Consider the following 24,936-nt stretch of genomic DNA (forward strand, 5'->3'; position numbering starts at 1 on the left):
GATCGAGGGAACGAGCGTCCCCGAACGCCCGTCTCCACAAGCGAGGCGGCACGCCATCTGGTGACAATGGCGGAGACCCTCGCGCAGTGTTCGTGCAGGCGCGTTTACGATGGAAGCCTTCACGTCACAGCACCCGCCTCGCTGACCTGATATGCCCTCACATACTCAGGAAAGCCAGATGAATCCGGATGGGGAACTCAATGTCGTTCATCGGCCGTGACATGGCTGTCGACCTCGGGACCGCCAACACGCTGGTGTACGTCAGGGGTCGCGGGATCGTACTGAACGAGCCGTCCGTCGTGGCGATCAACACCAACACGGGTGGGATCCTCGCGGTCGGTGCCGAAGCGAAGAAGATGATCGGCCGGACGCCGGGCAACATCGTGGCCGTCCGTCCGCTGAAGGACGGCGTGATCGCCGACTTCGAGATCACCGAGCGGATGCTCCGCTACTTCATCCTGAAGATCCACAAGCGGCGGTACCTGGCCCGGCCGCGGGTGGTCGTCTGCGTGCCCTCGGGCATCACGGGCGTCGAGCGCCGCGCGGTCATCGAGGCGTCCTCCCAGGCCGGTGCCCGTCAGGTGCACATCATCGAGGAGCCCATGGCCGCGGCCATCGGCTCCGGCCTGCCGGTCCACGAGGCCACGGGCAACATGGTGGTGGACATCGGGGGCGGCACCACGGAGGTCGCGGTCATCTCCCTCGGCGGCATCGTCACCGCCCAGTCCATCCGCGTCGCCGGCGACGAACTGGACAACGCGATCATCCAGTACATCAAGAAGGAGTACAGCCTTCTGCTGGGCGAGCGCACGGCCGAGCAGATCAAGATCACGATCGGTTCGGCGTACGACCTCGACACCGACGAGCACACCGAAGTGCGCGGCCGGGACCTGGTGTCCGGGCTGCCGAAGACCGTCGTCATCTCGGCGGCCGAGGTCCGCAAGGCGATCGAGGAGCCGGTGAACGCGATCGTGGACGCGGTCAAGACCACCCTCGACAAGTGCCCGCCGGAGCTGTCCGGCGACATCATGGACCGAGGAATCGTTCTGACCGGCGGCGGAGCCCTGCTGCGCGGACTCGACGAGCGGCTGCGGCGGGAGACCGGCATGCCGATCCACATCGCCGAGGACCCGCTCGACAGCGTCGCGCTCGGCTCCGGCAAGTGCGTCGAGGAATTCGAGGCGCTGCAGCAGGTTCTGGACGCCCAGCCGCGCAGATGACGTAACTCTTCGATTCCGCCGTACGAGACGTTCTCCTCTCGTGCGGCGGATCGTTGATATAGAGGCATAAGCTCCCCCAAATGGGCCTCGTCGGTTCGCGCCGCACCATTCGCGTTTTCCAGGGGTCCCCGAATTCCTACTTGAGGAAGGGCACGGCCGCCGCACGTGAGGGACACGAAAGAGAGCCGGCTGCTCCTGGTCCTGCTGATCGCCATCGCGTTCGCGTTGATCACGGTGGACATCCGCGGAGGCCGGAACTCCCCGGTCGACGGTGCCCGGCACGCCGCAGCAGCGGCGTTCGGCCCGGTCGAGGACGGGCTGAGCTCCGCGGTCGACCCGGTGGGCAACGCCGTCTCCGCGATCCGCGACTCGGGCAGCCGGCACGACCGGCTCGCCGCACTGGAGAAGGAGAACGCGGCCCTCAAGGCCAAGCTCGGCAGCGACGACCGCAACCGCAGCCGCCTGGGACAACTCGACAAGCTGCTGAAGGTCGCCGGCGAGGGACAGTACGGCATCAAGGGCGCCCAGGTCATCGCCATAGGGTCGGCGCAGGGCTTCTCCTGGACCATCACCATCGACGCCGGCGCCGACGACGGCATCAAGCGGGACATGACCGTACTCAACGGTGACGGCCTGGTCGGCCGCGTCACCACCGTCGGCCCCGGCACCGCCACCGTGCTGCTCGCCAACGACCCCGACTTCACCGTCGGCACCCGCATGGAGGGCAACGACGAACTCGGCTTCGCCTCCGGGCAGGGCGACCGCCCGCTGCGGGTCGAACTGCTCAACGGCAAGGCGGAGGTGAAGAAGGGCGACCGGCTCGTCACCTTCGGCTCCCAGGCCGACCGGCCGTTCGTGCCCGGCGTCCCGGTCGGCGTGGTCTCCCGCGTCGACCCCTCCGGCGGCGGCCTCACCCGCACCCTCTACGTCACCCCGTACGTCAGCTTCACCAAGCTCGACGTCGTCGGCGTGGTCGTGCAGGCGCCGCAGAAGGACCCGAGGGACACCGTGCTCCCGACCAAGCCCAAGCCGGTCCCGACGCCGACGGTGACCGTCACGGTCACCCCGTCGGCCGACGCGTCCAACGCCGCCCAGCAGCAGTAGGAGCTGAATCCCATGCGTGTCAACCGGATCCTGCTCTCCAGCGCGCTGGTCGTCGTGGCCCTGGTGATCCAGGTGAGCGTCCTCGCCCGGCTGCACCTGCCCGGCGCCGTGCCCGACCTGCTCCTGCTCACCGTCCTCGGCCTGGCGATGGTGTACGGCCATGTCGGCGGCGCCCTCGTCGGGTTCGGCGCCGGCCTGCTCGCCGACCTGGCCCCGCCCGCCGACCACGCGGCCGGGCGCTACGCCCTCGTCCTGTGCGTCACCGGCTACTTCGCCGGGCTGATCCGGCCGGAGAACGGCCGGCTGAAGTCGGCGACCGGCCCCATGGCGGTCGTGGTCGCCGCCGCCGTCGGCTCCACCCTGCTCTACGCCGGGGTGGGCGCCCTCGTCGGTGACACCGCGGCCCGGCACGTCGGCCTGACCAGCCTGCTGATCTCGGCGGCCCTGTACGACCTGCTGCTCGCCCCGTTCGTGGTGCCCGGCATCATGTGGCTGGCCCGCCGCGCCGACAACGACCCGCTCACCGAGACCGGCCCCACGGCCAAGGCCGGGGACATCTCCTCCGGCTGGCTCTCCTCCGGCACCGGTCTGCGCATCGGCGGCCAGCGCAGCGGCCTCGGCGCCCTGAAGGCCAAGGCCCGCACCCGCTCCGCCCGGGGGGCGGGCCGCATCAAGGGGGTCAAGCGGCTGTGACGGGGGCCAAGTTCACCCGAACGGGTCGGCTGGGGCGGAACGGGGGCTCACAGGCCGGTCGTTCATCATTCGTACGCGTGCGTTCGGCTCGCACACACGCGCTTCACGCACGCGTGCTCCGAACGCACGCGCTTCACGCGCACGAGCATCACGCACACGAGCATCACGCACAGACGTCCGCGCACTGAGAGGGGGAGGCAGCCGCAGTGACCAACATTCCCGAGACCGGTCGGACCCCACGGGTCCAGATCCGGCTCGTCGTGATCCAGATTCTCGTACTCTCCCTCCTCGGCACGCTCGGCGGCCGGCTGTGGTACCTGCAGATCCGCGAGGGCGCCGCGTACCAGAGGGAGGCGTCCGGCAACCACGTCCAGCAGGTCGTCGACCCCGCCGTGCGCGGTGACATCCTGGACGCCCGCGGCGTGCCCCTCGCGGACAACGAGACCCGCCTGGTGGTCTCCGCCTCCCGCACCGACCTGCTGAAGCAGAAGGACGACGGCAAGGCCGTCCTCACCAAGCTGGCCGGCGTCCTGGGCCTGAGCCCCACGGAGGTCGAGCAGAAGGTCCGGCTGTGCGACGCCAAGACCCCCCAGCCCTGCTGGAACGGCTCGCCGTACCAGCCGATCCCCATCACCGACGAGGCCACGGCCAAGCAGGCCCTGCAGATCCGTGAGCGCTCCGAGGACTTCCCCGGCATCACCGCCGAACCCGAGGCCGTCCGCCGCTACCCGGGCCCCGGCAAGTCCAACACCTCACAGGTCCTCGGCTATCTCTCGCCCGTCACCGACGACGAGATCCAGAAGGCCAAGGACACCGACTCGCCGTACCTGCGCTCCGACATGGTCGGCCGCTCCGGCCTGGAGCGGACGTACGACAAGATGCTGCGCGGCAAGGCCGGCGTCACCCGCTACGAGGTCGACAACCTCGGCCGGGTCATCGGCAAGGCCAAGTCGGACCCGGCCGAGCCCGGTTCGAACCTGGTCACCAGCATCGACTCCCGCGTCCAGCGGGTCGCGGAGTACGAGCTGGACAAGGCGATGAAGGCCGCCCGCCAGCAGTACGACAAGATCACCGGGACCAACTACAAGGCCGACTCCGGTGCCGTCGTCGTCATGGAGGCCAAGACCGGCCGGATCGTCGCGATGGCCTCGGCGCCGACGTACGACCCGAACGTCTGGGTCGGCGGCATCTCCGCCAAGGACTACAAGGCCCTCACCGGCAAGGACTCCGACTATCCGCTGCTGAACCGGGCCATACAGGGTCAGGCGGCACCCGGCTCGACGTTCAAGGTGGTCTCCACGGCCGCCGCGGTCGAGGCCGGCTACCCCTTCGACGGCCGCTACCCGTGCACCAGCTCCTACTCGGTGGGCAGCCAGGTCTTCAAGAACTTCGAGGGCGAGAACTTCGGCCCGATCTCCCTCGGCCGCGCCCTGGAGGTGTCCTGCGACACCGTCTTCTACGGCCTCGCCGACAGGGAGTGGAAGCGGGACGGCGGCATCAACCCCAAGAAGGGCCAGCCGAAGGACTACTTCTACAAGGCCGCCCACCAGTTCGGCCTCGGCAAGGAGACCGGCCTCGACCTGCCCAACGAGGTCACCGGCCGGGTCCCGGACCGCAAGTGGAAGCTGGACTACTGGAAGGCCAACAAGGACGCCTGGTGCAAGACGGGCAAGAAGGACGGCTCGTACGTCGAGAAGATCGCCTACGAGAACTGCCTCGAAGGCAACAAGATGCGCGAAGGCGACTCGATCAACTACTCCATCGGCCAGGGCGACACCCTCGTCACCCCGATCCAGGAGGCCGTGATCTACGGCGCCGTCGCCAACGGCGGCACGATGTACCAGCCGACCATCGGCAAGGCGATCATCAGCCCGGACGGCAGGACCATCACGCCGATCAAGCCGAAGAAGAACGGGAAGCTGCCGGTCAGCCAGGCCACCCTCAAAGGCATGGACGACGCCTTCGCGGGCGTCATCACCCGCGGTACCGCCGCCTGGAAGTTCGGCGGCTGGCCCCAGGACAAGATCCCGCTGCACGCCAAGACCGGTACGGCCGAGGTCTACGGCAAGCAGACCACGTCCTGGCTGGCCACCTACTCCAAGGACTACACGGTGATCATGACGATCGCCCAGGCCGGTACGGGTTCCGGCGCCTCCGGTGAGGCCGTGCGCAACATCTACAGCGCGCTCTACGGCGTCCAGGCCGACGGCTCCGTCGACAACAAGAAGGCGATGCTGCCCGAGCCGCAGACGACCCTGCCCAAGGTCCGCCCGGACGGCACCATCGCCGCCCCGAAGGTCACCGGCGACCCGGCGAAGGACGCCGAGGCCGCCCAGAAGGACAACCCCACCAACGGCGACGACCAGCAGCCCGCGGGTACCACGGCCTCGCCCGGCACGGGCAACCGCAACACCCGCAGGCGCCGCGGGCACCGCCCGCGCGGAAGCCGGAGGACGCTCGCATGACCGGCACGAACAGCTTCTCGGTCTCCGGATACGGCCCCGAACGGGCCGGCTGGACGAAGATCTTCGCCCGTGACTCGCTCACCCGCCGGCTGGACTGGCCGATACTGCTCGCGGCCACCGCGCTGTCCCTGATGGGCTCGCTGCTGGTGTACTCGGCGACCCGCAACCGCACCGAGATCAACCAGGGCGACCCGTACTTCTTCCTGATCCGGCACCTGATGAACCTCGGCATCGGGATGGCCCTGATGATCGCGACGGTCTGGCTCGGCCACCGGGCCCTGCGCAACGCCGTGCCGATCCTCTACGGCCTGTCGGTGCTCCTCGCCCTGGTCGTCCTCACCCCGCTGGGCGCGACGATCAACGGCCAGCGCAACTGGCTCGTCATCGGCGGTTTCTCGCTCCAGCCCGCCGAGTTCCTCAAGGTGTCCATCATCCTGGGCATGGCGATGATGCTGGCCGCGCGGGTGGACGCGGGCGACAAGCCGCATCCCGACCACCGCACCGTGTTCCAGTCGCTGTGCCTGGCCACCGTGCCCATCCTGATCCTGCTGCTCATGCCCGACCTCGGCTCGGTGCTGGCCATGGTCGCGATCATCCTGGGCGTGCTGCTCGCCTCCGGCTCGTCCAACCGCTGGGTCTTCGGCCTGCTCCTCACCGGGGTGATCGGCTGCGTCGCCATCTGGCAGCTGCACATCCTGGACGAGTACCAGATCAACCGGTTCGCGGCCTTCGCCAACCCCGACCTGGACCCCGCGGGCGTCGGCTACAACACCAACCAGGCCCGTATCGCCATCGGCTCCGGCGGCCTCACCGGCGCCGGACTCTTCCACGGCTCGCAGACCACCGGCCAGTTCGTGCCCGAGCAGCAGACGGACTTCGTGTTCACGGTCGCGGGGGAGGAGCTGGGCTTCCTCGGCGCGGGCCTGATCATCTTCCTGCTCGGGGTCCTCCTGTGGCGCGCCTGCCGGATAGCGCGTGACTCGACCGAGCTGTACGGGACGATCGTGGCCGCGGGGATCGTCGCCTGGTTCGCCTTCCAGTCCTTCGAGAACATCGGCATGACCCTCGGCATCATGCCGGTCACCGGCCTGCCCCTGCCGTTCGTGTCGTACGGCGGCTCATCGATGTTCGCGGTGTGGGTCGCGGTCGGCCTACTACAGTCGATCAAGGTGCAGCGACCGATGTCGGCATAGGCCCACGGCCTCCCCGGGGGCGGCGTCCCACACCCTGGCCCGCGGCTTCGCCGGCCCCCGGCCCCGTCCTCACCAGCCCGCCGGGCGGCCCGGGCAGGCGGTGCCCTCTGCCGTATCGGCCCCCGGAGCACTAGATTCGGTGCATGGCGGACACGAAACGCGAGATCGAGCGCAAGTACGAATCCGATGAGAGCGGGCTGCCCGACCTGACCGGTGTCGGCGGAGTGGCCGCGGTCCTCGACAAGGGCCTGGTCGACCTGGACGCCACGTACTACGACACTGCCGACGAACGCCTGGCCGCGGCCTCGCTCACCCTGCGCCGCCGCACCGGGGGCTCGGACGCCGGCTGGCACCTGAAGTTCCCGGTCGCCCCCGGCGTCCGTGACGAGATCCAGGCCCCGCTCTCCGACACCGTCCCCGAGGAGATCGCCGCCCTGGTCCGCTCCCGGGTCCGGGACCGCGCACTGGTCCCCCTGGTCCGGCTGCGCTCCGCCCGCGACGTGCGGCACCTGGTCGCCGCCGACGGCGCCCTGCTGGCCGAGGCGAGCGTCGACACCGTGACCGCCGAGCGGCTCACCGGCGCGGCCGGCACCGCACAGTGGACCGAGATCGAGGTGGAACTGGCCGACGGCGGCGACCCGGCCCTCCTCGACCAGCTGGAGAAACGGCTGCGCGCGGCGGGCGTACGACCGTCCGCCTCCCCCTCGAAGCTGGCCCGCGCCCTGGAACAGACCGCGCCCGGCCGCGGCCGAAACCGGCGCCGCAAGAAGCTGAAGCCCACCGAACCCGTGACGGCCGGCGACCACGTCCTCGCCTACCTGCGGGCCCAGCGGGACGCGCTGGTCGAACTGGACCCCGCCGTCCGCCGCGACATCCCCGACTCGGTGCACCGGATGCGGGTCGCCACCCGCCGTGCCCGCAGCACCCTGCGCACCTTCACCAACATCCTGGACCGCGCCGTCACCGACTCCGTCGGCGCGGAGCTGAAGTGGCTCGCGGGTGAACTGGGCATCGACCGCGACCAGGAAGTGCTGGCCGACCGCCTGACGACCGCCCTCGACGCCCTTCCGCACGGCCTGGTCACCGGCCCCGTGCGTGAACGGCTCACCACCTGGGCCGAGGCCCGCCACGGCGGTGCCCACGCCCACCTCACCGGCATCCTCGACTCGCGCCGCTATCTGACCCTGCTGGACGCCCTGGACGCCCTGCTCGCGGACCCGCCGCTGAGGAAAGCGGCCGGCAAGAAGCCGCGGAAGGCGCTCGGCAAGGCCGTACGCAAGGACGAGCGGAAGCTGACCGGCCTCGTGGAGCACGCACTGGAGCTGCCGCCGGGCGAGGACCGAGACGTGGCCCTGCACGAGGCCCGCAAGAAGGCCAAGCGCACCCGCTACGCGGCCGAGGCCGGCACCGAGGCGCTGGGCGCCCCCGCCCGCTCCCTCACCAAGTCCATGAAGTCCCTGACCACCCTGCTCGGCGACCACCAGGACAGCGTCATGGCCCGCCGCACCCTGCGTGAGCTGGGGGCGGTGGCACACGCGGCGGGGGAGAACGCGTTCGCGTACGGGCTGCTGTACGGCAGGGAGGAGGCACGGGCCGCGGAACTGGAGGCGGACCTTCCCGGACGGTGGAGGAAGGTCAGGACCGGAGTGGTCGGCTGAGGCGTTCGGGGGAGTCCGCCGGGCGGGTTACGCTTGATGGTCACCCCTGTCAGCTCATGAAGGTCGCGAGATGCCTGTCGAGTCGGTTTTCCCGCAGCTCGAAGCTCTGCTCCCGCACGTGCAGAAGCCGATCCAGTACGTCGGTGGAGAACTCAACTCCACCGTCAAGGACTGGGACGAGTGCGACGTCCGCTGGGCGCTCATGTACCCGGACGCCTACGAGGTCGGTCTGCCCAACCAGGGCGTCATGATCCTCTACGAGGTCCTCAACGAGCAGGAGGGCGTCCTCGCCGAGCGCACCTACAGCGTCTGGCCGGACCTGGAGGCGCTGATGCGTGAGCACCGCGTCCCCCAGTTCACGGTGGACGGCCACCGCCCGGTCAAGGCCTTCGACGTGTTCGGCCTCAGCTTCTCCACCGAGCTGGGCTACACGAACATGCTCACCGCCCTGGACCTCGCGGGCATCCCCCTGGAGTCCAGGGACCGCACGATCGACGACCCGATCGTGCTGGCCGGCGGCCACGCGGCCTTCAACCCGGAGCCGGTCGCGGACTTCATCGACGCGGCGATCATCGGCGACGGCGAGCAGGCCGTGCTGGACATGACGCGGATCATCCGCGCGTGGAAGGCGGAGGGCCGCCCCGGCGGCCGTGAGGAGGTCCTCCTCCGGCTGGCGAAGACGGGCGCGGTGTACATCCCGGCGTTCTACGACGTCGAGTACCTGGCGGACGGCCGTATCGCCCGAGTCGTCCCCAACAGGTCGGGCGTCCCGTGGCGCGTCTCCAAGCACACGGTGATGGACCTGGACGAGTGGCCGTACCCCAAGCAGCCCCTGGTCCCCCTCGCCGAGACCGTCCACGAGCGCATGTCGGTGGAGATCTTCCGCGGCTGCACCCGCGGCTGCCGCTTCTGCCAGGCCGGCATGATCACCCGGCCGGTGCGCGAGCGCTCCATCACGGGCATCGGCGACATGGTCGAGAAGGGCCTGAAGGCGACGGGCTTCGAGGAGGTCGGCCTGCTGTCCCTCTCCTCGGCGGACCACAGCGAGATCGGTGACATCGCCAAGGGCCTGGCGGACCGCTACGAGGACGACAAGATCGGTCTGTCGCTTCCGTCGACACGAGTGGACGCCTTCAACGTCGACCTGGCCGACGAACTCACCCGCAACGGCCGCCGCTCCGGCCTGACCTTCGCCCCCGAGGGCGGCTCGGAGCGCATGCGCAAGGTCATCAACAAGATGGTCTCGGAAGAGGACCTGATCCGCACGGTCGCGACGGCCTACGGCAACGGCTGGCGCCAGGTGAAGCTGTACTTCATGTGCGGCCTGCCGACGGAGACCGACGAGGACGTCCTGCAGATCGCCGACATGGCGACCCGCGTCATCCAGAAGGGCCGGGAGGTCTCCGGCTCGGGCGACATCCGCTGCACGGTCTCGATCGGCGGCTTCGTCCCCAAGCCCCACACCCCCTTCCAGTGGGCGCCCCAGCTCTCCGCGGAGGAGACGGACGCACGCCTGGAGAAGCTGCGCGACAAGATCCGCGGCGACAAGAAGTACGGCCGCTCGATCGGCTTCCGCTACCACGACGGCAAGCCGGGCATCGTGGAGGGCCTCCTGTCGCGGGGCGACCGCCGCATCGGTGCCGTCATCCGCGCGGTGTACGACGACGGCGGCCGGTTCGACGGCTGGCGCGAGCACTTCTCCTACGACCGCTGGATGGCGTGCGCGGACAAGGCCCTCGCCCCCTTCGGCGTGGACGTCGACTGGTACACCACCCGCGAGCGCACCTACGAGGAGGTCCTGCCCTGGGACCACCTCGACTCCGGCCTGGACAAGGACTGGCTCTGGGAGGACTGGCAGGACGCCCTCGACGAGACGGAGGTCGAGGACTGCCGCTGGACCCCGTGCTTCGACTGCGGCGTCTGCCCGCAGATGGATACGGCCATACAAATCGGCCCGACCGGCAAGAAGCTGCTGCCTCTGACGGTCAAGAACGCTGCGCCCGCGCCGAGTGGACACGCCCACTGAGGTGAGCGAGCCACTGAAGCGCATCGCGGATGTGCTGGCGGGGGCGACGGAGGACGAGGTTGTCGCTGCGCTGGAAGCGGTACGCGTACCGATCAGACAGCGGCAGTCTCCCTCGCGGGAGGTGTCCCGGACGCCTCTGCCCCTGCCGCGCGTGGCGGGCTCCTGTGTCATTCACTCGGAAGTGGAGCGGATCTGACGCTGGCGCCCACCACTCTTGAGGGTGGCTGACGGCTTTACGACGCCTCCTCATAGCGTCGCGTGGCGCGAAGGGAGGATCCAGCCTCCGCGACGGGTCGGCGTTCACCAAACCCCAGAAGCGCCGCTCTGGAAGCAGGTGGTCGTACCACGCAAAGTAACGAGCTGTCGAACGAGGGTGACAGCAATCGTGCCGCTCCGTGATAATGCACCATGATCAGGATTGTCCTCCCTCCACCAGACAGTGAGCAGACTCGAAGCTTCCGGACGCATGCCTCATACGTTCGAGCTTTCCGTGAGCTTGCCTTGGGAGAGAGCTCACAGGGACTTGAATCCGCGACGACGCACCTCCATTCCGTAGTAGCGGAGCAGATCTTCAAGTCTCGAGGAACGCCTTACGTGGGCGATCTTGGGCAGGTGACGAGTTGCCTCCGCCGTGCTTGGACTACGGCCTCTCTACTGGAGGCCACTCACTCCCTCGCTGAAGACTCCGAGATCGTACGACTGGCCAATGGCTGGGGAGCTGTCCAGGCGTACTACGTCCTGTACAACGCTGCTCAAGCGGTGCTGGTGGCCGAAGGGCATGAGCGTCCAGAGCAACATGAGCAGACCAAGCGTCAATTCGTGGACATGTGGACTCAACGAGCCGCGACACTAGCACCGTGGGGTTTCGCTGCAGCTCACCCGACGGCTAGAGGGGCTGATGCTGACGGCTTCTTGGGCGGGCCTGGTCGTGCTCTGGACATGGGTCTGCACTCCTGGACTGCCTGGCAGGGGGAGCAAGCATGGGACATAGCAGCCAAGGCGTTGCGAACCACTCGCAGTGCGATGATTGAAGACAGGCTCAGGAAAGCTCGGGAGCGTAAGCTCGCTGACCGTCGCAAGGCGTGGCGCGCGGACTGCGAGACGCGTACGCATCTGGGCAGGAAAGCACGCCCAGAACCCAAGACGGCGAACCTTACGGCGGCGGAACGCGGTGTCGTGGAGAAACGAGCCCGTCCCACGACAGTAGCCGATTACCTTTACCGTCTTAGGGTTAAAGCGAACTACGACGACATCACAGTCTTCGTGGACGGACCTACCTCGGATGTCGAAGCAGCAGCGATGGCTGCCGACCTCGTCGACCTAGCCTGTGCCACGCTGCTAGTCCATGAAGTTCGGCTCGCCTCCCGCATTGGCAGCGCGGCACTGGTCCGTGTCATGGACGATGTGTTGCTTAGGAGCAGCGCGCACACGGGGCATCTGAGGCTGCGTCGAGACCTCCACGCCGGCCTGTAGGCAGAAGTGTGGTAAGGGCCGCAGCTCCTTGCTGCACAGCAGGGTGTTGAGATGTCTGCGCGAGGCTGGCGGGCGTGGCAACGGCAGGCCGCGACTCCAAGATCATGACCAGGCTTGTGCTGGCGTGAAACCACTAGCACTCGCTATTTGTGAATCGCCAGCCACATCGGTCTCCGGTCAGATAGCCTGAGTGATCCTGCCCTTGGGGAGGGGCAGGTCGAGGCAAGTCGTGATCACTAATGACGAGTTATCGAACACGCGAACGAATTGAAGCATTCTGCATGACAGGGGGCACCGTTGCGCATCAAATCATTCCGCGTCCAGAACTTTCGGAGACTCAAGAATGTTCGTGTGGACCTCGATGCGGAGACGACCATTTTTGTCGGTGCAAATAATAGCGGCAAGACATCGGCAACCCACGTCTTTCAGCGCTTCCTGGATCCTAATGTTCGATTCCAGATCTACGACTTCGCTGCCGATTGTTGGGAAACCTTCAGTCGCTTCGATCCTGAAGCCAATAACGATGAGATTGAATTTCCAGAGATCTACTTTGACCTTTGGTTTGAGGTAGATGACGACAATGTGCACCGTGTGCTCGACCTACTTCCGGGGCTTGACTGGAACGGAGAGCCGGTGGGTCTGCGCATGATTTATGGGCCGAAAGACTCCTCGGCGCTAATCGAGAGGTACAAGAAAGCTCGAAACGAGAGGAAACTCCCTCAGGATGGGTCGAATGGCACATACAAGCCTTGGCCTACAGACCTCATGGATTATCTGAAAAAAACGCTGGCAAGTGAATATGAGATCAGGCATTACGTGCTTGATGAGCGACAATGCGACGACGATCTGAATCCTATGGCAGGTTACACGCCGTTTCGCCTGGGTTCCGGTGCTGGAGCCATAATTAGCAGGCTCATAAAGGTTGATTTCCTGAACGCGCAGCGTCATCTTACGGATGCTGAATCGCACGGTCGAGCCGAAGATTTGTCCAGGAGGCTCAGTCGGTACTATCAGCGAAATCTACAGAAATTTGAGACCGACCTGGCTGCTTTGAGCGCTCTGGCAAATTCCGAGTCTGCACTCAATGAACATTTTGCCCAAGCCTTCGAGTCTATCCTTAAGAGCGTAGAGCATCTCGGGTATCCCGGAGGTACAAACGCCGGACTCGTAGTCAAGGCGTCGTTCAATGTTCAGAATATGCTAAGCACGAGTGCGCGAGTTCATTACGTGCTTCCATCTGGCAATAATGGACAGAATGTCGAATCGTCTCAAGCGCTACCGGATCAGTACAACGGCTTGGGTTTCAAGAACCTGATCTATATGGCGGTTGAGATTCTTGACTTCCACCACGCTTGGGAGGATATGGAGGGACAGCCGCCGGTTCACCTAATTATGATCGAGGAGCCGGAAGCTCACCTGCACGCTCAGTTGCAGCAGGTATTCATCCGACGGGTTTTCGAGTTGCTCCCAGAGGCTAAGCCGGGGTATCACACGCAGATGGTCGTCACGACCCACTCGTCGCACATCCTGTATGAGAGCAGCTTCCAGCCGATTCGATACTTCTGTCGAGACAAGAGAGATGGCGCGCTACATCGAAGCGATGTTAAGAACCTTTCGATTTTTTATAATGGCGAAAAGGAGGCAACGCGAGAATTTCTGCAGCAGTACTTGAAACTCACTCACTGCGATCTCTTCTTTGCTGACGCCGCCATTCTGGTGGAAGGCAATGTCGAGCGGTTGCTACTACCGCTCATAATCGACCGTAATTTCCCGCAATTGAAGGCGTGCCATATTACGATTCTTGAAGTAGGAGGCGCATTTGCGCACAAGTTCCAAGAATTGCTAGACTTCTTGGATGTTGCGACATTGGTAATTACAGACATTGACAGCGTAGAGCCACCCGCAGGGTTGGATGCTGATCAAAAAGAGACTGACCGAAGTCAGGCTTGCATGACCACTGTTCCTGAGGCTGTTACCTCGAATGAGACACTCAAGAACTGGTTCCCAAAACTGAAATCGGTGCGCGAATTGCTAGACCTCCCAGATGGTGAGAAGGTGGTTAACTTCCACGGAGGGGAAGTCGGCAACATTCGAGTGGCTTATCAGACGCGCCAAGCTGTGGTTTGGGGTACGGAGAGGTCCGTGCTAGCAGGGCGGACCCTAGAAGAGGCCTTCGCTCTCGAAAATCTTTCCTGGTCTCAGGACCAAGCTAGGAAAATTATCGGCCTTTGCATCGCGAAGTCAGATCGATTGGGTCTTGCGGAGTTGCATGAAGCAATCTTCAAAAGAGTCAGAAACCTTGATAAGACAAGGTTCGCTCTCGGCCTTATCGCCGAACAAGACACAGCTTGGAAGACGCCGCAGTACATCCTAGATGGGCTGACCTGGCTCAGTAACAACCTCGCGCCGAAACCGGTGATGCCAGGACTACGGTCGGAGGTTGAGTGATGGGATCCCGGCTTTCAGTTCAGGACACGGCTGCCGATATCCAACTTCGGGATATTCTGGATGCGGAACACCTCAAGTGTTTTGTCATGGTCGCCGGCGCTGGCTCCGGAAAAACGACTTCGCTAGTCAAGGCGCTTGATTACGTGAAGATCAGGCATGGTGCTCGTCTCCAAAGTAGAACCCAGCAAATTGCTTGCATCACGTACACCGAGGTGGCAGCTAAGGAGATCCATGCGGACGTGGAGCACAGCCCGTTGGTCGAGGTATCCACGATTCACAGTTTCCTGTGGTCTTTGGTGCAACCCTTCCAAAGGGACATTGCTCAGTGGGTACGTTGCCGTGTAGAGGCGTCGATCAGAGGAGTCAGAGAGAAGCAAGCGGGGTATTCTTCTCGCACTCAGAAGAAGACCATTGCTAAGGATGCTCACGATCTGGAAAAGTTCGAAACTCAGCTCCAATCTCTCGCTGACGTTGGTCGCTATCGCTACGGCACCGGTAGTGATTACGCCCAGGGCATTCTAGGTCACGAAGACGTTGTCACCTTGGTGCCTGAGTTGCTTAACGAGAGCAAGCTGCTTCGCCGTATTGTCGCGAACAAGTACCCTTATATTTTTGTCGACGAGAGCCAGGACACTTTTCCGAATGTTGTTGAGGCGTTGAAGCGTGTCGCTGCTCAGGCGAGAGGGGCTGTCTGCCTCGGTTTTTTCGGTGATCCCATGCAGCAGATTTATCAGCGCGGCGTGGGCGTGATCGAACCTGAGCCGGGATGGGCGCGGATCGAAAAGCCGGAAAATTTTCGCAGTTCGAGCGCAGTACTCAGAGTCATCAATCAGGTGCGGTCTGAGGCTGACGGCTTGCTGCAAGTGCCGGGGCGTCCGGCAGAGGAAAATATCGAAGGAGAATGCTTCTTTTTCGTTCTCCCCGCAGATGATCGACGAAGTGAACGCCTGGAGCAGGTGCGGGCCTGGCTGAGTAAACACAGTAACGCCGGCAGTTGGCTCGCCGATTCAGTTAATACGGGGGAGGGCGCCAAGATCCTCATGATCGTCCACCGGATGGTGGCCAAGGACATGGGGTTTGAGCAGCTCTACACGGCATTTCATGATGGCCCTTCTAAGGGCTTGCAGGCGGCGTTCGATGAGGGGAATGCTTGGCCACTTCAACCCTTTGAAGAGGTTGTTATTCCCATTTGTGTCGCTGAAAGCGTTGACTCTCCATCTGTAATAGCTGTCCTTCGCGAGAGAGGGAGTGTGTTTCGTTCGGATGCGCTTGACATTGATGTGAGGAAGAGTCTTGCTCTCGCTCGGGATGCGGCGGAGTGCCTACGTAAAATCGTGGAACAGGGCGGCCCGGGTTCTGTCGGTGCTGCCCTAGGCTTGGCCGTGCGAGAACGCCTAATTGATCCGGACCCGCGACTGTCTTTCTATTTTGAGCCAAACGGCGAGCACTCAAGTGTTGTGCTTAGCCCGGAGGCCAGGGAAGTTCTGGATGCTTTTTCGGCATGTGACGTGCGTCAAATTCCAGCCTACTTGAAGTATGTTAGACAACAATCGCCTTACTCCACACAACACGGCACCAAGGGTGCTGAATTCTCCAAAGTGATCGTGGTGTTGGATGACAAAGAGGGGCGATATTCCCTTTATTCATACGAAAAACTTTTTGGGATAAGGCAACTTTCAGAGGTCGACGAACGTAACTTGGCCACTGGGAAGGAGTCGGTCTTGGAGCGGACAAGACGTCTCCTGTATGTATGTGTGTCACGTGCTAGAGAATCGCTTGCCGTCGTTGTGTTTTCGAGCGACGTGAAAGCTGCTGCAGCGGCTATTGAAGGAGCAATGAAATTCTCCCTCGGGCGCATTCGTACTGAAGCGGATCTTGTATCTTGAGATGCATCAGAACCTGCGCTCATTAGCCGTGGCTCTGGTGAGTGACAGTCCGGGACCGCTGTCCTAGACGACGGGGCTCGGTGATCCCCTCGCCTTATTCGTGCCTGGATGGGTACGGTCATGGTCGTGTCCGGCGTGCGTCGGGTTGGTCACCCGTAGGCGTGCGCTGGTTGATCGCGCGCGACTAGGGGAGCTGGTACGGGCATGGCGCTTGACGCTGCTCGCACGGAAGAGGGGTTCACGTCGGCGAGGGCTACGCAGGTGATGTCTGCCGCGTGCCAGGCTGCGGGGCTCGATGACAGAGGCGCAGAGCTGATCCGTCTCGGTGAGAACGCGCTATTCCGGCTGGCCTCGGCGCCGGTCATCGTGCGCGTGGCGCGAGGGAAGGAGTATCTGCCCAAAGCGCGCGTGGAGGTTGGCGTGTCACGGTGGCTCGGAAAGGAAGGGTTTCCGGCTGCTCGCATCGTTGAGGATCTGGAACAGCCCCTCTTGATCGATGGCCATCCGGTGACGTTCTGGCATCTGATCGTTGAGGGGGACCGCAAGGCGACGTACGGGGAGCTGGGAGGAGTCCTGCGGGAGCTGCACTCCATGACCGTTCCGGACGGGCTTGTACTGCCGTCGTACGACCCCTTCGACAAGCAGGCACTGAGGCTTGATCGGGCGGTGATCCCGGACGATGACAAGGTGTTCTTGCGGAAACGCTGGCGTGAGCTGCGGGACAAGTACGCCGAGCTGCGGTTCGAGTCAGCCAAGGGACCGGTGCATGGGGACGCCCATGTGCAAAACCTCATGGTGGATGACCAAGGTCGCGTCATCCTGATCGACTTCGAGATGTTCTGCTACGACCATCCGGAGTGGGACCTCATGGTCACGGCTGTGGAGCACCACAGCCTTGGCTGGCAGACCGACGAGCAGTACGCCGACTTCGTGGCCGCGTACGGGCGTGACCTGTACGACTGGCCGGGCTACGAGACGCTGCGTGGGATCCAAGAGTTCGGCATGACGACGTGGCTCATGCAGAACGTTCAGGAGGATGACAAGACCGCGGCCGAGTACGGCCGGCGCATCGCCGGTCTGCGGCACGACGATGCGCCGCGGGACTGGCGGCCCTGGTAGCTCCTACTCGTCGTCCTCGTCCAAGCGGGTGAGCGCCTCGCGCACCTTTTCGCTGAAGGCGGCCACAGCGGGGTTCGTCGCGTGCACACTGACCTCGCTCTGGAAGTCGGTCACGTAGCGCTGGAACCGCGTGGACTGGAGGGAGTCGCCGCCGTCGACTGCGAGGCTCGCGGTGGTGACGGCGGCTTCCAACTCGCCGTTGAGTAGCTGACTCTGGGCGAGAACCATGCGGCAGAAGCCAAGAGTGCGCGCGTACTTCGGGTCGGTGCTGTCCACTGCACGCTGGGCTTGCTCGACGGCTTCGCGACGCATCTTGAGATCACGGAAGCAGTGGCAGAGTTCGCCCATGAGTTCGGCTTCGTCAAAGTAGCTGAGCCATGCCGGGTCGTCGGCGGTGTGAGCGCGTTCGAAGTGGCGCTCAGCCTCCTTCATCGCGCGAGCCGCAGCGATTCTGTCGCCTGCATTGGACAGGGCGCGGGCTTCCATCGCCGAGTAGTTCGCCATGGCGCGCGGCGTGGCACGGTTCTTGGCCCCCTCGACGGCGGCACGGGCCAATTGGATGGCTTGGGCGTGATTGCCAAGGTAGTTGGCCTGATGGCTGAGGTTGCCCAGGATGCGGGCGCCGAACATGCGGTCGTCAATGACCTGGGAAAGACGCAGGGTTGACGTCAGGTAGCGGTGAGCAAGTCGGTGGTTTCCGGCGTCGTAGGCGGTCCACGCTAGCAACTGGGACACTTCGGCGGCGGCGCCGAATAACGCGGTGCCTACCTTCTCGCTGTAGCTCACGCTCAGGAGCGGCAGCACCTCGTGCCGGAAGTAGTGACGTAGTGCCTTGTGGCCGTGCCCTCCGCCGTACTTGAAGTCGAGGGCCATAAACGTACCGGCTGCATCCCTGATCGCCCGGACATCACGCATGCCCACTCGTTGGAGAGCCGGCCTGTCTGCCTGGATACCGTCAGGGCGCGCGATCATCCATGTCAGGACGGCGGAGCTGAGATCGGCCTCCGCGGTGATCAGTTGGTCTGAAACGGGGGCGTCGGCGCGCTCCTGGGCGAGTCCGTCAAGCATCGACAGGACATCGGGAACGGTGCCGGGGTAGCCGATCGGCTCCGGCGTAGTGGGCTTGGTGTCACCGAAGAATCCGAGATCGCCGACCGTGATACGGCGGCCCAGCTTGGCCGAGAGGACATCTGCCATGATCGCCGCTGTCTGCGGCCTGATGCTTGATCCGTTGCGCCAACGCTGTACGGAGACGTGAGTAGTTCCCAGCTCCATGCCTCGTCGGTCGGCCTCGTCCGTGATGCGCTTCGCAAGGCCCTTGTTCGAGATCTTCGCTTCGCTCATGACGGCGATCAACTGCGCGTTGGGCTCTCGGCTCATGCTCCCCTGCCAACCCGAGAATGACGGCGAGTGTTCATCTTGTCACAGCCCTATCAGGCTGGGGGTTCATTCCTGAACCCCCTCGCGTTCGCAAGTGCTCATGTGAACCCCCTGGTGAACGCTCCCGCTCACGTCGCCTGCGCCGTGTACTGGCTTGCGTGAAGCAAGCGGAAACATGAGAGCCGTCGGAGGGGCACTATGGGCACGGGGAAAGCCAAGTATGTGAGTGAGCTGGACGCTTACGCTCACTGGTTCGTGGCGCCAAATCCGTCCTCCGGCGGTCACTACATGACGGTGACACTCTTCGCTGAGTTCGCCGACACGGGACGGATCGCGCGCGACACGGCGACGGTGTTCCTGCGGGGCGCGGTTTCGCGTGACCTCGTCTATGACGCGCGTCTCGTCGTCTCAGAGCTGGTCGGGAACGTGGTGAACCATGTGGTTCCGGACCGCCATCGATCGAGTCCAGGTGCCTGCCGACGCATCGACGTCATCTACAAGATGTTTCCCAAGTGGCTGTTCATCGGCGTCGCGGACGAGGACTCGACACCTCCGCTTCTGCCCATGGGTGACTCGCTCTTGCCTGAGTTCGTGGGGGAGCTGACAGAGGCGGTTCTGCCTGACAGCGGCCGTGGGCTGATGCTCGCTCAGCGGATGGCGGCGGCGGTGTGGTGGACGCCCAAAGAGGGCGGAGGAAAGACGATCTGGTGCCGCTTCGACCTGGACGGCGGAGCTGAGGACAGCCCGTACTGATGATCTCCGGTCCGCTGCCCCCACATCACTCCCACGCGATCGGGAGTAGGCGGCGGACCGGAAACCGGCCGGAGTCCGACCACTCCGGCCAAGGGGCGCGGTCTCTGTAGGAACCGGGGGCTCCCCTCCCGTAAGGGGCCGCGCTTCACAACCTGATAAGGCCGGGCCACCCCGTCAGCCCTGGAAAGCGAAGGGTGGCCCGGCTGGGAACACGGCGGTTCCCGGTGCCTGATGGTACCGGGGCCGTCGTGCTGCGTTTCGGCCCTGGTCCAGGAAGTTGACGATCCGTTACCTAGATCAGGGCAGAGGTGGGCAAGGTGACTGGCTCCGGTGAGGGTTGGCTGAGTGACGGTCTCGATGTGCCGGGCGCGGACTTCGGGTTCTGGGCGCCTGGCGTCGACTACATCGCGGGGTGGCGTGAGGCACGGGAGTCCGCCGATCGTTTGAACCGGGCGCTCCTGGCCGTGGGGTTCGAGTTGTCTGCCGTGAGGGCCGTTGCCTCAACGAACGAGGATGGGCAGGGGGTTGTGCGGCTGGCGGGCTGGCCTGGTGCGGTGGAGCGGCTTGCTCAGCTCCTGGAGGCGCGCGCGGATGGCGACGGTGGTGCCTCGTGAGGGCTGTTTTCGCTGATGAGTGGTGTGCGTGGGCACGTCGCCGGCCGCAGAGACTTTGGGCGGTAGCTGCCATGGGGCGAGTGAACAGGGGGCCTTACGCTCGCCAGCGGATCGGGCAGTCCTTGGACCTGCCCGCAAGAGCCCGATCGGCCCCCTGTTCTTCGAGGCTCGCCCCATGGGAGCTGCCTAAAGTCTCGGAGGCCGTCGACCCCCAGCCCCGTGGGCCCCGGCCCTCGTCGGCCGGTCGACGCCTCGACTTCCTGGGCGTGCTGTGGGCGGGGGCGTCTGCCGACCGGACGGGACCGGCGGCCACGCCGCACGCCCGGCCGGGGCGGCCGGGCGCCCCGGCGCGCCGAAGGCGCGCCCTTGAGGAAGTGAAGGCTGTTTCGACCGATCCTCGACCCAGCTCAGGTGCGGGCGCTTCGTGCGGGCTGCTTGTCGGCGGTGATCCGGTAGGCGAGTTCGGCGCGGTCGGCACCGATGCGGAGTTCTTCGAGGATCAGGGGCGTCTCGTCGGTGTCGTGGGTGACGCGGGCAAGGTGCAGGATCGGGGTCGCGTCGGGGAGCTGGAGCGTGGTGCGCTCGTCGGGCAGGGGCATGCGGGCGCGTACGGTCTCGGACCAGGTGAGTTTGTGGCCGTCCTCGGTGAGTTGCCGGTAGAGGGCACCCGACCGTTTGTACGGGTCTTCGGCGAGTGCCGGAACCATGTCCGCGACGGCGAACGGGATCAGGGTGCGGTGCATGGCACGGGTGCCCGTACCGGGGTCGAGGAGCAGCCGGTCGCAGCCGAACAGGGCCTCTTCTTCGCCGAGTTGGAGGAGTCGGCCGGTGGCTTTGGTGGTGTGCGTGCGGTACGCGCTGGGTTCTTCGGCTTCCTGCCATACGTCGCCGTTGGGCATGACGAACTTGCCGTCCGGTGTGCGGCTGATCCGGCGTTCGATCGTGAGCGACGGCTGCCCGTCGGACCGGACAAAGCTGCCCTTGCCGTGGCGTACGTCGATCAGGCCTTCCGCCCGCAGGGCTGCGATGGCGTTGCGGACGGTGGGGCGGGAGACGGCGTAGCGGGCCATGAGCTGGGCTTCGGACGGAAGCAGGGAGTCGGGGACGAACTCGCCCGACAGGATCGCTTCGCGGATCGCGGCGGCCACCTGCTGGTAGAGGGCTCCGGGGCGCTGGATCTCCGACATGAGGGCATCTCCGGCGGGTCGAGGTCGTAGGCACGTCGCACGCGCGACATCACTCGTCAGCATAAGTACTTGCACTCTCGCCGTACAGAGCTCCATAGTCATCACTCGTAAGGACAAGTGACGTCAGAGTAAGTCTGGCGTCTCGACTGGCCAAGGAGGCCGAAGAAAATGCAGTCCATTCCCGTGGACACGACGCGGCTCGGCGTACTGCGGTGCGCCATCGCGCCCGAAGCGAAGATCACCAACAACGAGACACAGGAGGTGAAACGCGACCGGGACGGCAACCCGGTCTGGACCGTGGCGGTGACTGTGCGGCAGGACGGGCGGCGGATCTCCGTCATCGAGATCGCCGTCAGCGGCCAGCCCAAGGGCATCGAGGAAGGCCAGATCGTCAAGGTCACCGGGCTGACCGCGTTCATGTGGTCGATGGGCGACCGGCACGGCGTCAGCTTCCGCGCAGACGCCATCACGCCCATGCAGGGAACCCCGGCGCAGCACAAGGGCGGTGACGTGTGATGGGACCCATCGTGCTCGCGTTCGCTCTCGCCGTGCTGGCCTGGATGCTCGTGGTCGGTGACCTGGTCCGCCGGCATCGCCCGGTCTGGCACTGGTACCTGATCGGCTACCCGGTGACCGCCTTCCGGGTGCTGGCGACCTGGCGCAAGGTGGCCATGCTCAACGACCTGTCCGTGTCCCGGCGCCCGCCCCGCGGCATTCTCGGGGACCTGGTCGTCAAGGGGGATCCGCTGCGGCCGCTCATCCCGCGGGCCTCGTTCCCCCGTGCCACACGCATGGGTCTGACCGTGACCGTACGACTGCACGCGGGGCAGACCCCGGCGACGTACATGAAGGCGGCGGATGCGCTGGTGCACGCGTGGAAGGTCCACGCGGTCCGGGTCACCTCGCCCGAACGCGGCCTCGTGCTCCTGACCGCGACCGCCACGGATCCCCTGGAGCGGCCCGGCTTAGCCACGGCTCCCACAGAGCTGCTGTCCGCCCTCATCGGGGTGCTGGAGTCCGGCGGCGCCTGGGTGATGAACCTCAGGTTGGTACCGCACTGGCTGATCGCCGGGGCCACCCGGTCCGGAAAGTCCACCCTGCTGGCCCGGCTGATCACACAGCTGGCGACCCAGCCGGTTGCCCTGGTCGGCATCGACTGCAAGGGCGGCATGGAACTGGGCCTGTTCGCCGGCCGGCTCAGCGCGCTGGCCACCAACCGGAAAGAAGCGGTCACGGTTCTCTTCGCGCTGGCGGCCGACATGAGAGAGCGGATGAGCGCGTGCCGGTCGGCCGGCGTCCGCTCGATCTGGGAGCTTCCTGACAAGCTGCGGCCGGTGCCGATCGTCGTGATCGTCGACGAGATCGCGGAACTGTACCTGTCGGACGGCACCCGCGAGAGCAAGACCGAGGCAGAGCAGTGCTCCACGCTCCTGCTCCGGCTGGCACAGCTCGGTGCCGCGCTCGGCCTGCACCTGGTCGTCGCCGGACAAAGGGTCGGCTCCGACCTCGGCCCCGGCGTCACCGCCCTGCGCGCCCAGCTCGGCGGCCGCATCTGTCACCGCGTCAACGACCCCGGCACCGCAGAGATGACCCTCGGCGACCTCAACAAAGACGCCGTGGCCGTCGCCCAGTCCATCACGGCGGAAGAGCGCGGGGTGGCTGTCTGCACGGGCCCTGATGGCGGCTGGAGCCGTGCCCGCTCCCATCTCACCCCGACTGAAGAGGCCGTGTCGACGGCCCGGAAGTACAGCGCGCTGACTCCGCACCTGCCCGCCCTGGTCCGCACCCTCACGGTGCTGGAAGGAGACGACAAGTGATCAGCGAAGGCACGGCCTACGGGTTTGCGGTGATCTTCGGGATCATCACCGTCCTCCTCGTCCGCTCCCGCGACGTGCGCCCCTGGGAAGCCGTCTGCGTCGGCCTCTTCGGCCTCTACCTCGGCCAGACCCCCGTGGGCCTGACCGTGCACGAACTCGTCACCTGGGCCATCAGCGGCTTCTCCCACACCTGAGCAGAAAAGGACACGGACATGCCCATGCCTCGCGTGAGGTGCCCCCACTGCAAGGGCGACGGAGCACGGAAGACCTGGACCGGACGACTGCGGCGCTGTCGCATCTGCCGGGGCACCGGAACCATCCGCTGAACACCTACCCGCCCGACACCCGCAAGGGAGTGATCCCCATGACCCACGGCGCACCACCACCCGCCCACCGTGCCGCCTCGGCGGCCCACCCCGGAAGGTCACCACCATCACCCCGGAGTACACCCCGGCTGACAGGCGCGCCGCCCTCGACCGCGCGGCGCGCCTGCGTCAGCTCCCTGAGACAGACCGCGACGCCATACGCCTTGCCCAAGGCCCTCAGTTTCCCCGCTGGCTGGAGCAGGTCACCGCCACCGGCGGATGCGCCCACCCCGTCCACCTTTCCGGCTCCACCACCACCGTGGACGGCACAACCGGCGAGATCCTCCACCACTACGACACCCGCACCGAACCCGGTGAACGTCTCCTCGTCCGCTGCCGCAACCGCCGCGCGACCGTCTGCCCCGCCTGCTCCCGCCTCCACGCCGGAGACACCTTCCACCTCGTCCGCGCGGGCCTGCTGGGCGGCAAGAACGTCCCTTCCACGGTCCGCCATCGGCCTCGGCTCTTCGTCACCCTGACCGCCCCGTCCTTTGGCCCCGTCCACCGCTCTGGGGATGCGTGCCGTCCTCGCCGCGGAGGCGGCACCTGCGAGCACGGGCGGCCCCTCGGCTGCGGCGCCGTCCATACCCCGGACGCTCCGGCCACCGGCCAACCGCTGTGCGCTGGCTGCTACGACTACACCACCCACGTGCTGTGGCACGCGCACGCCTCCAAGCTGTGGGACCGGTTCGTCATCGACGTCCGCCGCCGCCTCGCCTCCTCGGTCGGCCTCGTGCAGTCCCAGTTCACGCGGCACGCGCGGCTGTCCTTCGCACGCGTCGCCGAGTACCAGAAGCGTGCTGCCGTTCATGTGCACTCGGTCGTACGCCTCGACGGACCGGGCGGGGCCGATGACGAACCCCCGGCCTGGGGAACCACTGAGCTGCTTGCCGACGCCGTGCGCGCCTCCGCCTGTCGCGTCCTGGTCCACACCCCGTACAGCTCTGCCGTGGGAGAGCTGGAACTGCGCTGGGGCGTCCAGGTCGACGCCCGGCCCCTGCGCACGAACGGCGACGGTCCCGACGATGACGCCGTTGCCGCGTACGTCGCCAAATACGTCACCAAGGGAGCCAGCGAGACAGGCGCCGGCCTCGACCACCCCGTCACCAATCCGGCGGACATCGAGTCGGCACCCGTGAGCGAACACGTCCGCACCCTCATGCGGACCTGCTGGCACCTCGGCGGCCTCCCCGAATACGAGCCCTTACGTCTCCGGGACTGGACTCACACCCTCGGCTACCGGGGCCACATCCTCACCAAATCCCGCGCCTACTCCACCACCTACGCAGCACTCCGCGCCGAACGCGCCCACCACATGGGCCATACCGAGACTCCCCATACGGTCACCGAACGGCACTGGCGCTACGTCGGCTCCGGCCACACCCCCGGCGCAGCACTCATCGCAGCCGGAATCGCCGACGATCTTGCAGAGTCCCGACGGCTGGGGCGGGAAGCGAGGCAAGAGGGGGGTGGAGCGGATACCAGCTCCACCCGAACGTGAATGCCAACTGGTCTTGGACCCGTGTGCGCTTCGG

At 65.6% G+C, this 24,936-nt stretch carries 18 protein-coding genes; 16 read left to right on the top strand and 2 right to left on the bottom strand.

Annotated features, from left to right (window positions below):
* The first annotated feature begins 200 nt into the window (after positions 1 to 200).
* The 10 genes from AB0B40_RS04065 (at position 201) to AB0B40_RS04110 (ending at position 17,285) form a co-directional block, all read left to right on the top strand.
* Positions 201 to 1,220 carry a rod shape-determining protein gene (locus tag AB0B40_RS04065; RefSeq protein WP_014672705.1) on the top strand — a complete coding sequence of 340 codons (1,020 nt, stop codon included), beginning with the start codon at positions 201 to 203 and terminating at the stop codon, positions 1,218 to 1,220.
* 165 nt (positions 1,221 to 1,385) lie between these two features.
* Positions 1,386 to 2,324, top strand: coding sequence for a rod shape-determining protein MreC (gene mreC, locus AB0B40_RS04070; protein WP_345060589.1), 939 nt, complete (start codon positions 1,386 to 1,388; stop codon positions 2,322 to 2,324).
* Positions 2,325 to 2,336: 12 nt separating this feature from the next.
* A complete protein-coding gene (gene mreD / locus AB0B40_RS04075; protein ID WP_345060587.1) occupies positions 2,337 to 3,017 on the top strand; it encodes a rod shape-determining protein MreD in 681 nt (226 codons plus the stop codon).
* Between the two features lie 206 nt (positions 3,018 to 3,223).
* Positions 3,224 to 5,482 (top strand): penicillin-binding protein 2, encoded by a 2,259-nt coding sequence (gene mrdA / locus AB0B40_RS04080; RefSeq protein WP_345060584.1) that lies wholly within the window; start codon positions 3,224 to 3,226, stop codon positions 5,480 to 5,482.
* Complete coding sequence (gene rodA, locus AB0B40_RS04085; protein ID WP_345060582.1) at positions 5,479 to 6,675, top strand: rod shape-determining protein RodA; 1,197 nt, start codon at positions 5,479 to 5,481, stop codon at positions 6,673 to 6,675. Before mrdA ends, rodA begins: the two co-directional genes overlap by 4 nt.
* Before the next feature lie 143 nt (positions 6,676 to 6,818).
* Positions 6,819 to 8,333 carry a CYTH and CHAD domain-containing protein gene (locus AB0B40_RS04090; RefSeq protein ID WP_345060580.1) on the top strand — a complete coding sequence of 505 codons (1,515 nt, stop codon included), beginning with the start codon at positions 6,819 to 6,821 and terminating at the stop codon, positions 8,331 to 8,333.
* A 70-nt stretch (positions 8,334 to 8,403) separates the two neighbouring features.
* Positions 8,404 to 10,359, top strand: a complete 1,956-nt coding sequence (locus AB0B40_RS04095; protein ID WP_362262681.1) for a TIGR03960 family B12-binding radical SAM protein — start codon at positions 8,404 to 8,406, stop codon at positions 10,357 to 10,359.
* Between the two features lie 1,770 nt (positions 10,360 to 12,129).
* A complete protein-coding gene (locus AB0B40_RS04100) occupies positions 12,130 to 14,280 on the top strand; it encodes an ATP-dependent endonuclease (protein ID WP_362262684.1) in 2,151 nt (716 codons plus the stop codon).
* A complete protein-coding gene (locus tag AB0B40_RS04105; RefSeq protein WP_362262687.1) occupies positions 14,280 to 16,166 on the top strand; it encodes a UvrD-helicase domain-containing protein in 1,887 nt (628 codons plus the stop codon). Before AB0B40_RS04100 ends, AB0B40_RS04105 begins: the two co-directional genes overlap by 1 nt.
* Positions 16,167 to 16,370: 204 nt before the next feature.
* Positions 16,371 to 17,285 carry an aminoglycoside phosphotransferase family protein gene (locus AB0B40_RS04110; protein ID WP_362262690.1) on the top strand — a complete coding sequence of 305 codons (915 nt, stop codon included), beginning with the start codon at positions 16,371 to 16,373 and terminating at the stop codon, positions 17,283 to 17,285.
* A 3-nt stretch (positions 17,286 to 17,288) separates the two neighbouring features.
* On the opposite strand, the gene AB0B40_RS04115 is transcribed toward AB0B40_RS04110, so the two are convergent.
* Entirely contained in the window at positions 17,289 to 18,665 is a 1,377-nt protein-coding gene (locus AB0B40_RS04115; protein ID WP_362262693.1) for a sporulation protein, read from the bottom strand.
* 198 nt (positions 18,666 to 18,863) lie between these two features.
* Between AB0B40_RS04115 and AB0B40_RS04120 the strand changes: the two genes are divergently transcribed.
* Both AB0B40_RS04120 and AB0B40_RS04125 read left to right on the top strand, forming a co-directional pair.
* On the top strand, positions 18,864 to 19,418 hold the full coding sequence (locus AB0B40_RS04120; RefSeq protein WP_362262696.1) for an ATP-binding protein: 555 nt from the start codon (positions 18,864 to 18,866) through the stop codon (positions 19,416 to 19,418).
* Positions 19,419 to 19,735: 317 nt separating this feature from the next.
* Positions 19,736 to 20,032 (top strand): hypothetical protein, encoded by a 297-nt coding sequence (locus AB0B40_RS04125; protein WP_362262803.1) that lies wholly within the window; start codon positions 19,736 to 19,738, stop codon positions 20,030 to 20,032.
* 407 nt (positions 20,033 to 20,439) lie between these two features.
* Here AB0B40_RS04125 and AB0B40_RS04130 read toward each other — a convergent pair whose 3' ends face one another.
* On the bottom strand, positions 20,440 to 21,219 hold the full coding sequence (locus tag AB0B40_RS04130) for a GntR family transcriptional regulator (protein ID WP_362262699.1): 780 nt from the start codon (positions 21,217 to 21,219) through the stop codon (positions 20,440 to 20,442).
* Between the two features lie 168 nt (positions 21,220 to 21,387).
* On the opposite strand from AB0B40_RS04130, the gene AB0B40_RS04135 reads away from it, so the two are divergent.
* The 4 genes from AB0B40_RS04135 to AB0B40_RS04150 all read left to right on the top strand — a co-directional run bounded on the left by AB0B40_RS04135 (position 21,388) and on the right by AB0B40_RS04150 (position 24,902).
* On the top strand, positions 21,388 to 21,735 hold the full coding sequence (locus AB0B40_RS04135) for a hypothetical protein (protein WP_362262702.1): 348 nt from the start codon (positions 21,388 to 21,390) through the stop codon (positions 21,733 to 21,735).
* Positions 21,735 to 23,036, top strand: coding sequence for an FtsK/SpoIIIE domain-containing protein (locus tag AB0B40_RS04140; protein WP_362262705.1), 1,302 nt, complete (start codon positions 21,735 to 21,737; stop codon positions 23,034 to 23,036). Before AB0B40_RS04135 ends, AB0B40_RS04140 begins: the two co-directional genes overlap by 1 nt.
* The gene (locus AB0B40_RS04145) at positions 23,033 to 23,230 is read left to right on the top strand and encodes a hypothetical protein (RefSeq protein ID WP_355708620.1); all 198 of its coding nucleotides are present in this window, start codon (positions 23,033 to 23,035) and stop codon (positions 23,228 to 23,230) included. Before AB0B40_RS04140 ends, AB0B40_RS04145 begins: the two co-directional genes overlap by 4 nt.
* Positions 23,231 to 23,525: 295 nt before the next feature.
* The gene (locus AB0B40_RS04150) at positions 23,526 to 24,902 is read left to right on the top strand and encodes a replication initiator (protein ID WP_362262806.1); all 1,377 of its coding nucleotides are present in this window, start codon (positions 23,526 to 23,528) and stop codon (positions 24,900 to 24,902) included.
* Positions 24,903 to 24,936 lie beyond the last annotated feature (34 nt).

The sequence above is a fragment of the Streptomyces sp. NPDC042638 genome (assembly GCF_040647235.1).
GTDB lineage: Bacteria > Actinomycetota > Actinomycetes > Streptomycetales > Streptomycetaceae > Streptomyces > Streptomyces rameus.

Bases quoted from the DNA above. Each gene is read 5' to 3' on its own strand.
- AB0B40_RS04065 (WP_014672705.1), top strand. From the start codon at position 201: ATGTCGTTCATCGGCCGTGACATGGCTGTCGACCTCGGGACCGCCAAC.
- mreD (WP_345060587.1), top strand. From the start codon at position 2,337: ATGCGTGTCAACCGGATCCTGCTCTCCAGCGCGCTGGTCGTCGTGGCC.
- rodA (WP_345060582.1), top strand. From the start codon at position 5,479: ATGACCGGCACGAACAGCTTCTCGGTCTCCGGATACGGCCCCGAACGG.
- AB0B40_RS04090 (WP_345060580.1), top strand. From the start codon at position 6,819: ATGGCGGACACGAAACGCGAGATCGAGCGCAAGTACGAATCCGATGAG.
- AB0B40_RS04095 (WP_362262681.1), top strand. From the start codon at position 8,404: ATGCCTGTCGAGTCGGTTTTCCCGCAGCTCGAAGCTCTGCTCCCGCAC.
- AB0B40_RS04105 (WP_362262687.1), top strand. From the start codon at position 14,280: ATGGGATCCCGGCTTTCAGTTCAGGACACGGCTGCCGATATCCAACTT.
- AB0B40_RS04110 (WP_362262690.1), top strand. From the start codon at position 16,371: ATGGCGCTTGACGCTGCTCGCACGGAAGAGGGGTTCACGTCGGCGAGG.
- AB0B40_RS04115 (WP_362262693.1), bottom strand. From the start codon at position 18,665: ATGAGCCGAGAGCCCAACGCGCAGTTGATCGCCGTCATGAGCGAAGCG.
- AB0B40_RS04120 (WP_362262696.1), top strand. From the start codon at position 18,864: ATGGGCACGGGGAAAGCCAAGTATGTGAGTGAGCTGGACGCTTACGCT.
- AB0B40_RS04130 (WP_362262699.1), bottom strand. From the start codon at position 21,219: ATGTCGGAGATCCAGCGCCCCGGAGCCCTCTACCAGCAGGTGGCCGCC.
- AB0B40_RS04135 (WP_362262702.1), top strand. From the start codon at position 21,388: ATGCAGTCCATTCCCGTGGACACGACGCGGCTCGGCGTACTGCGGTGC.
- AB0B40_RS04140 (WP_362262705.1), top strand. From the start codon at position 21,735: ATGGGACCCATCGTGCTCGCGTTCGCTCTCGCCGTGCTGGCCTGGATG.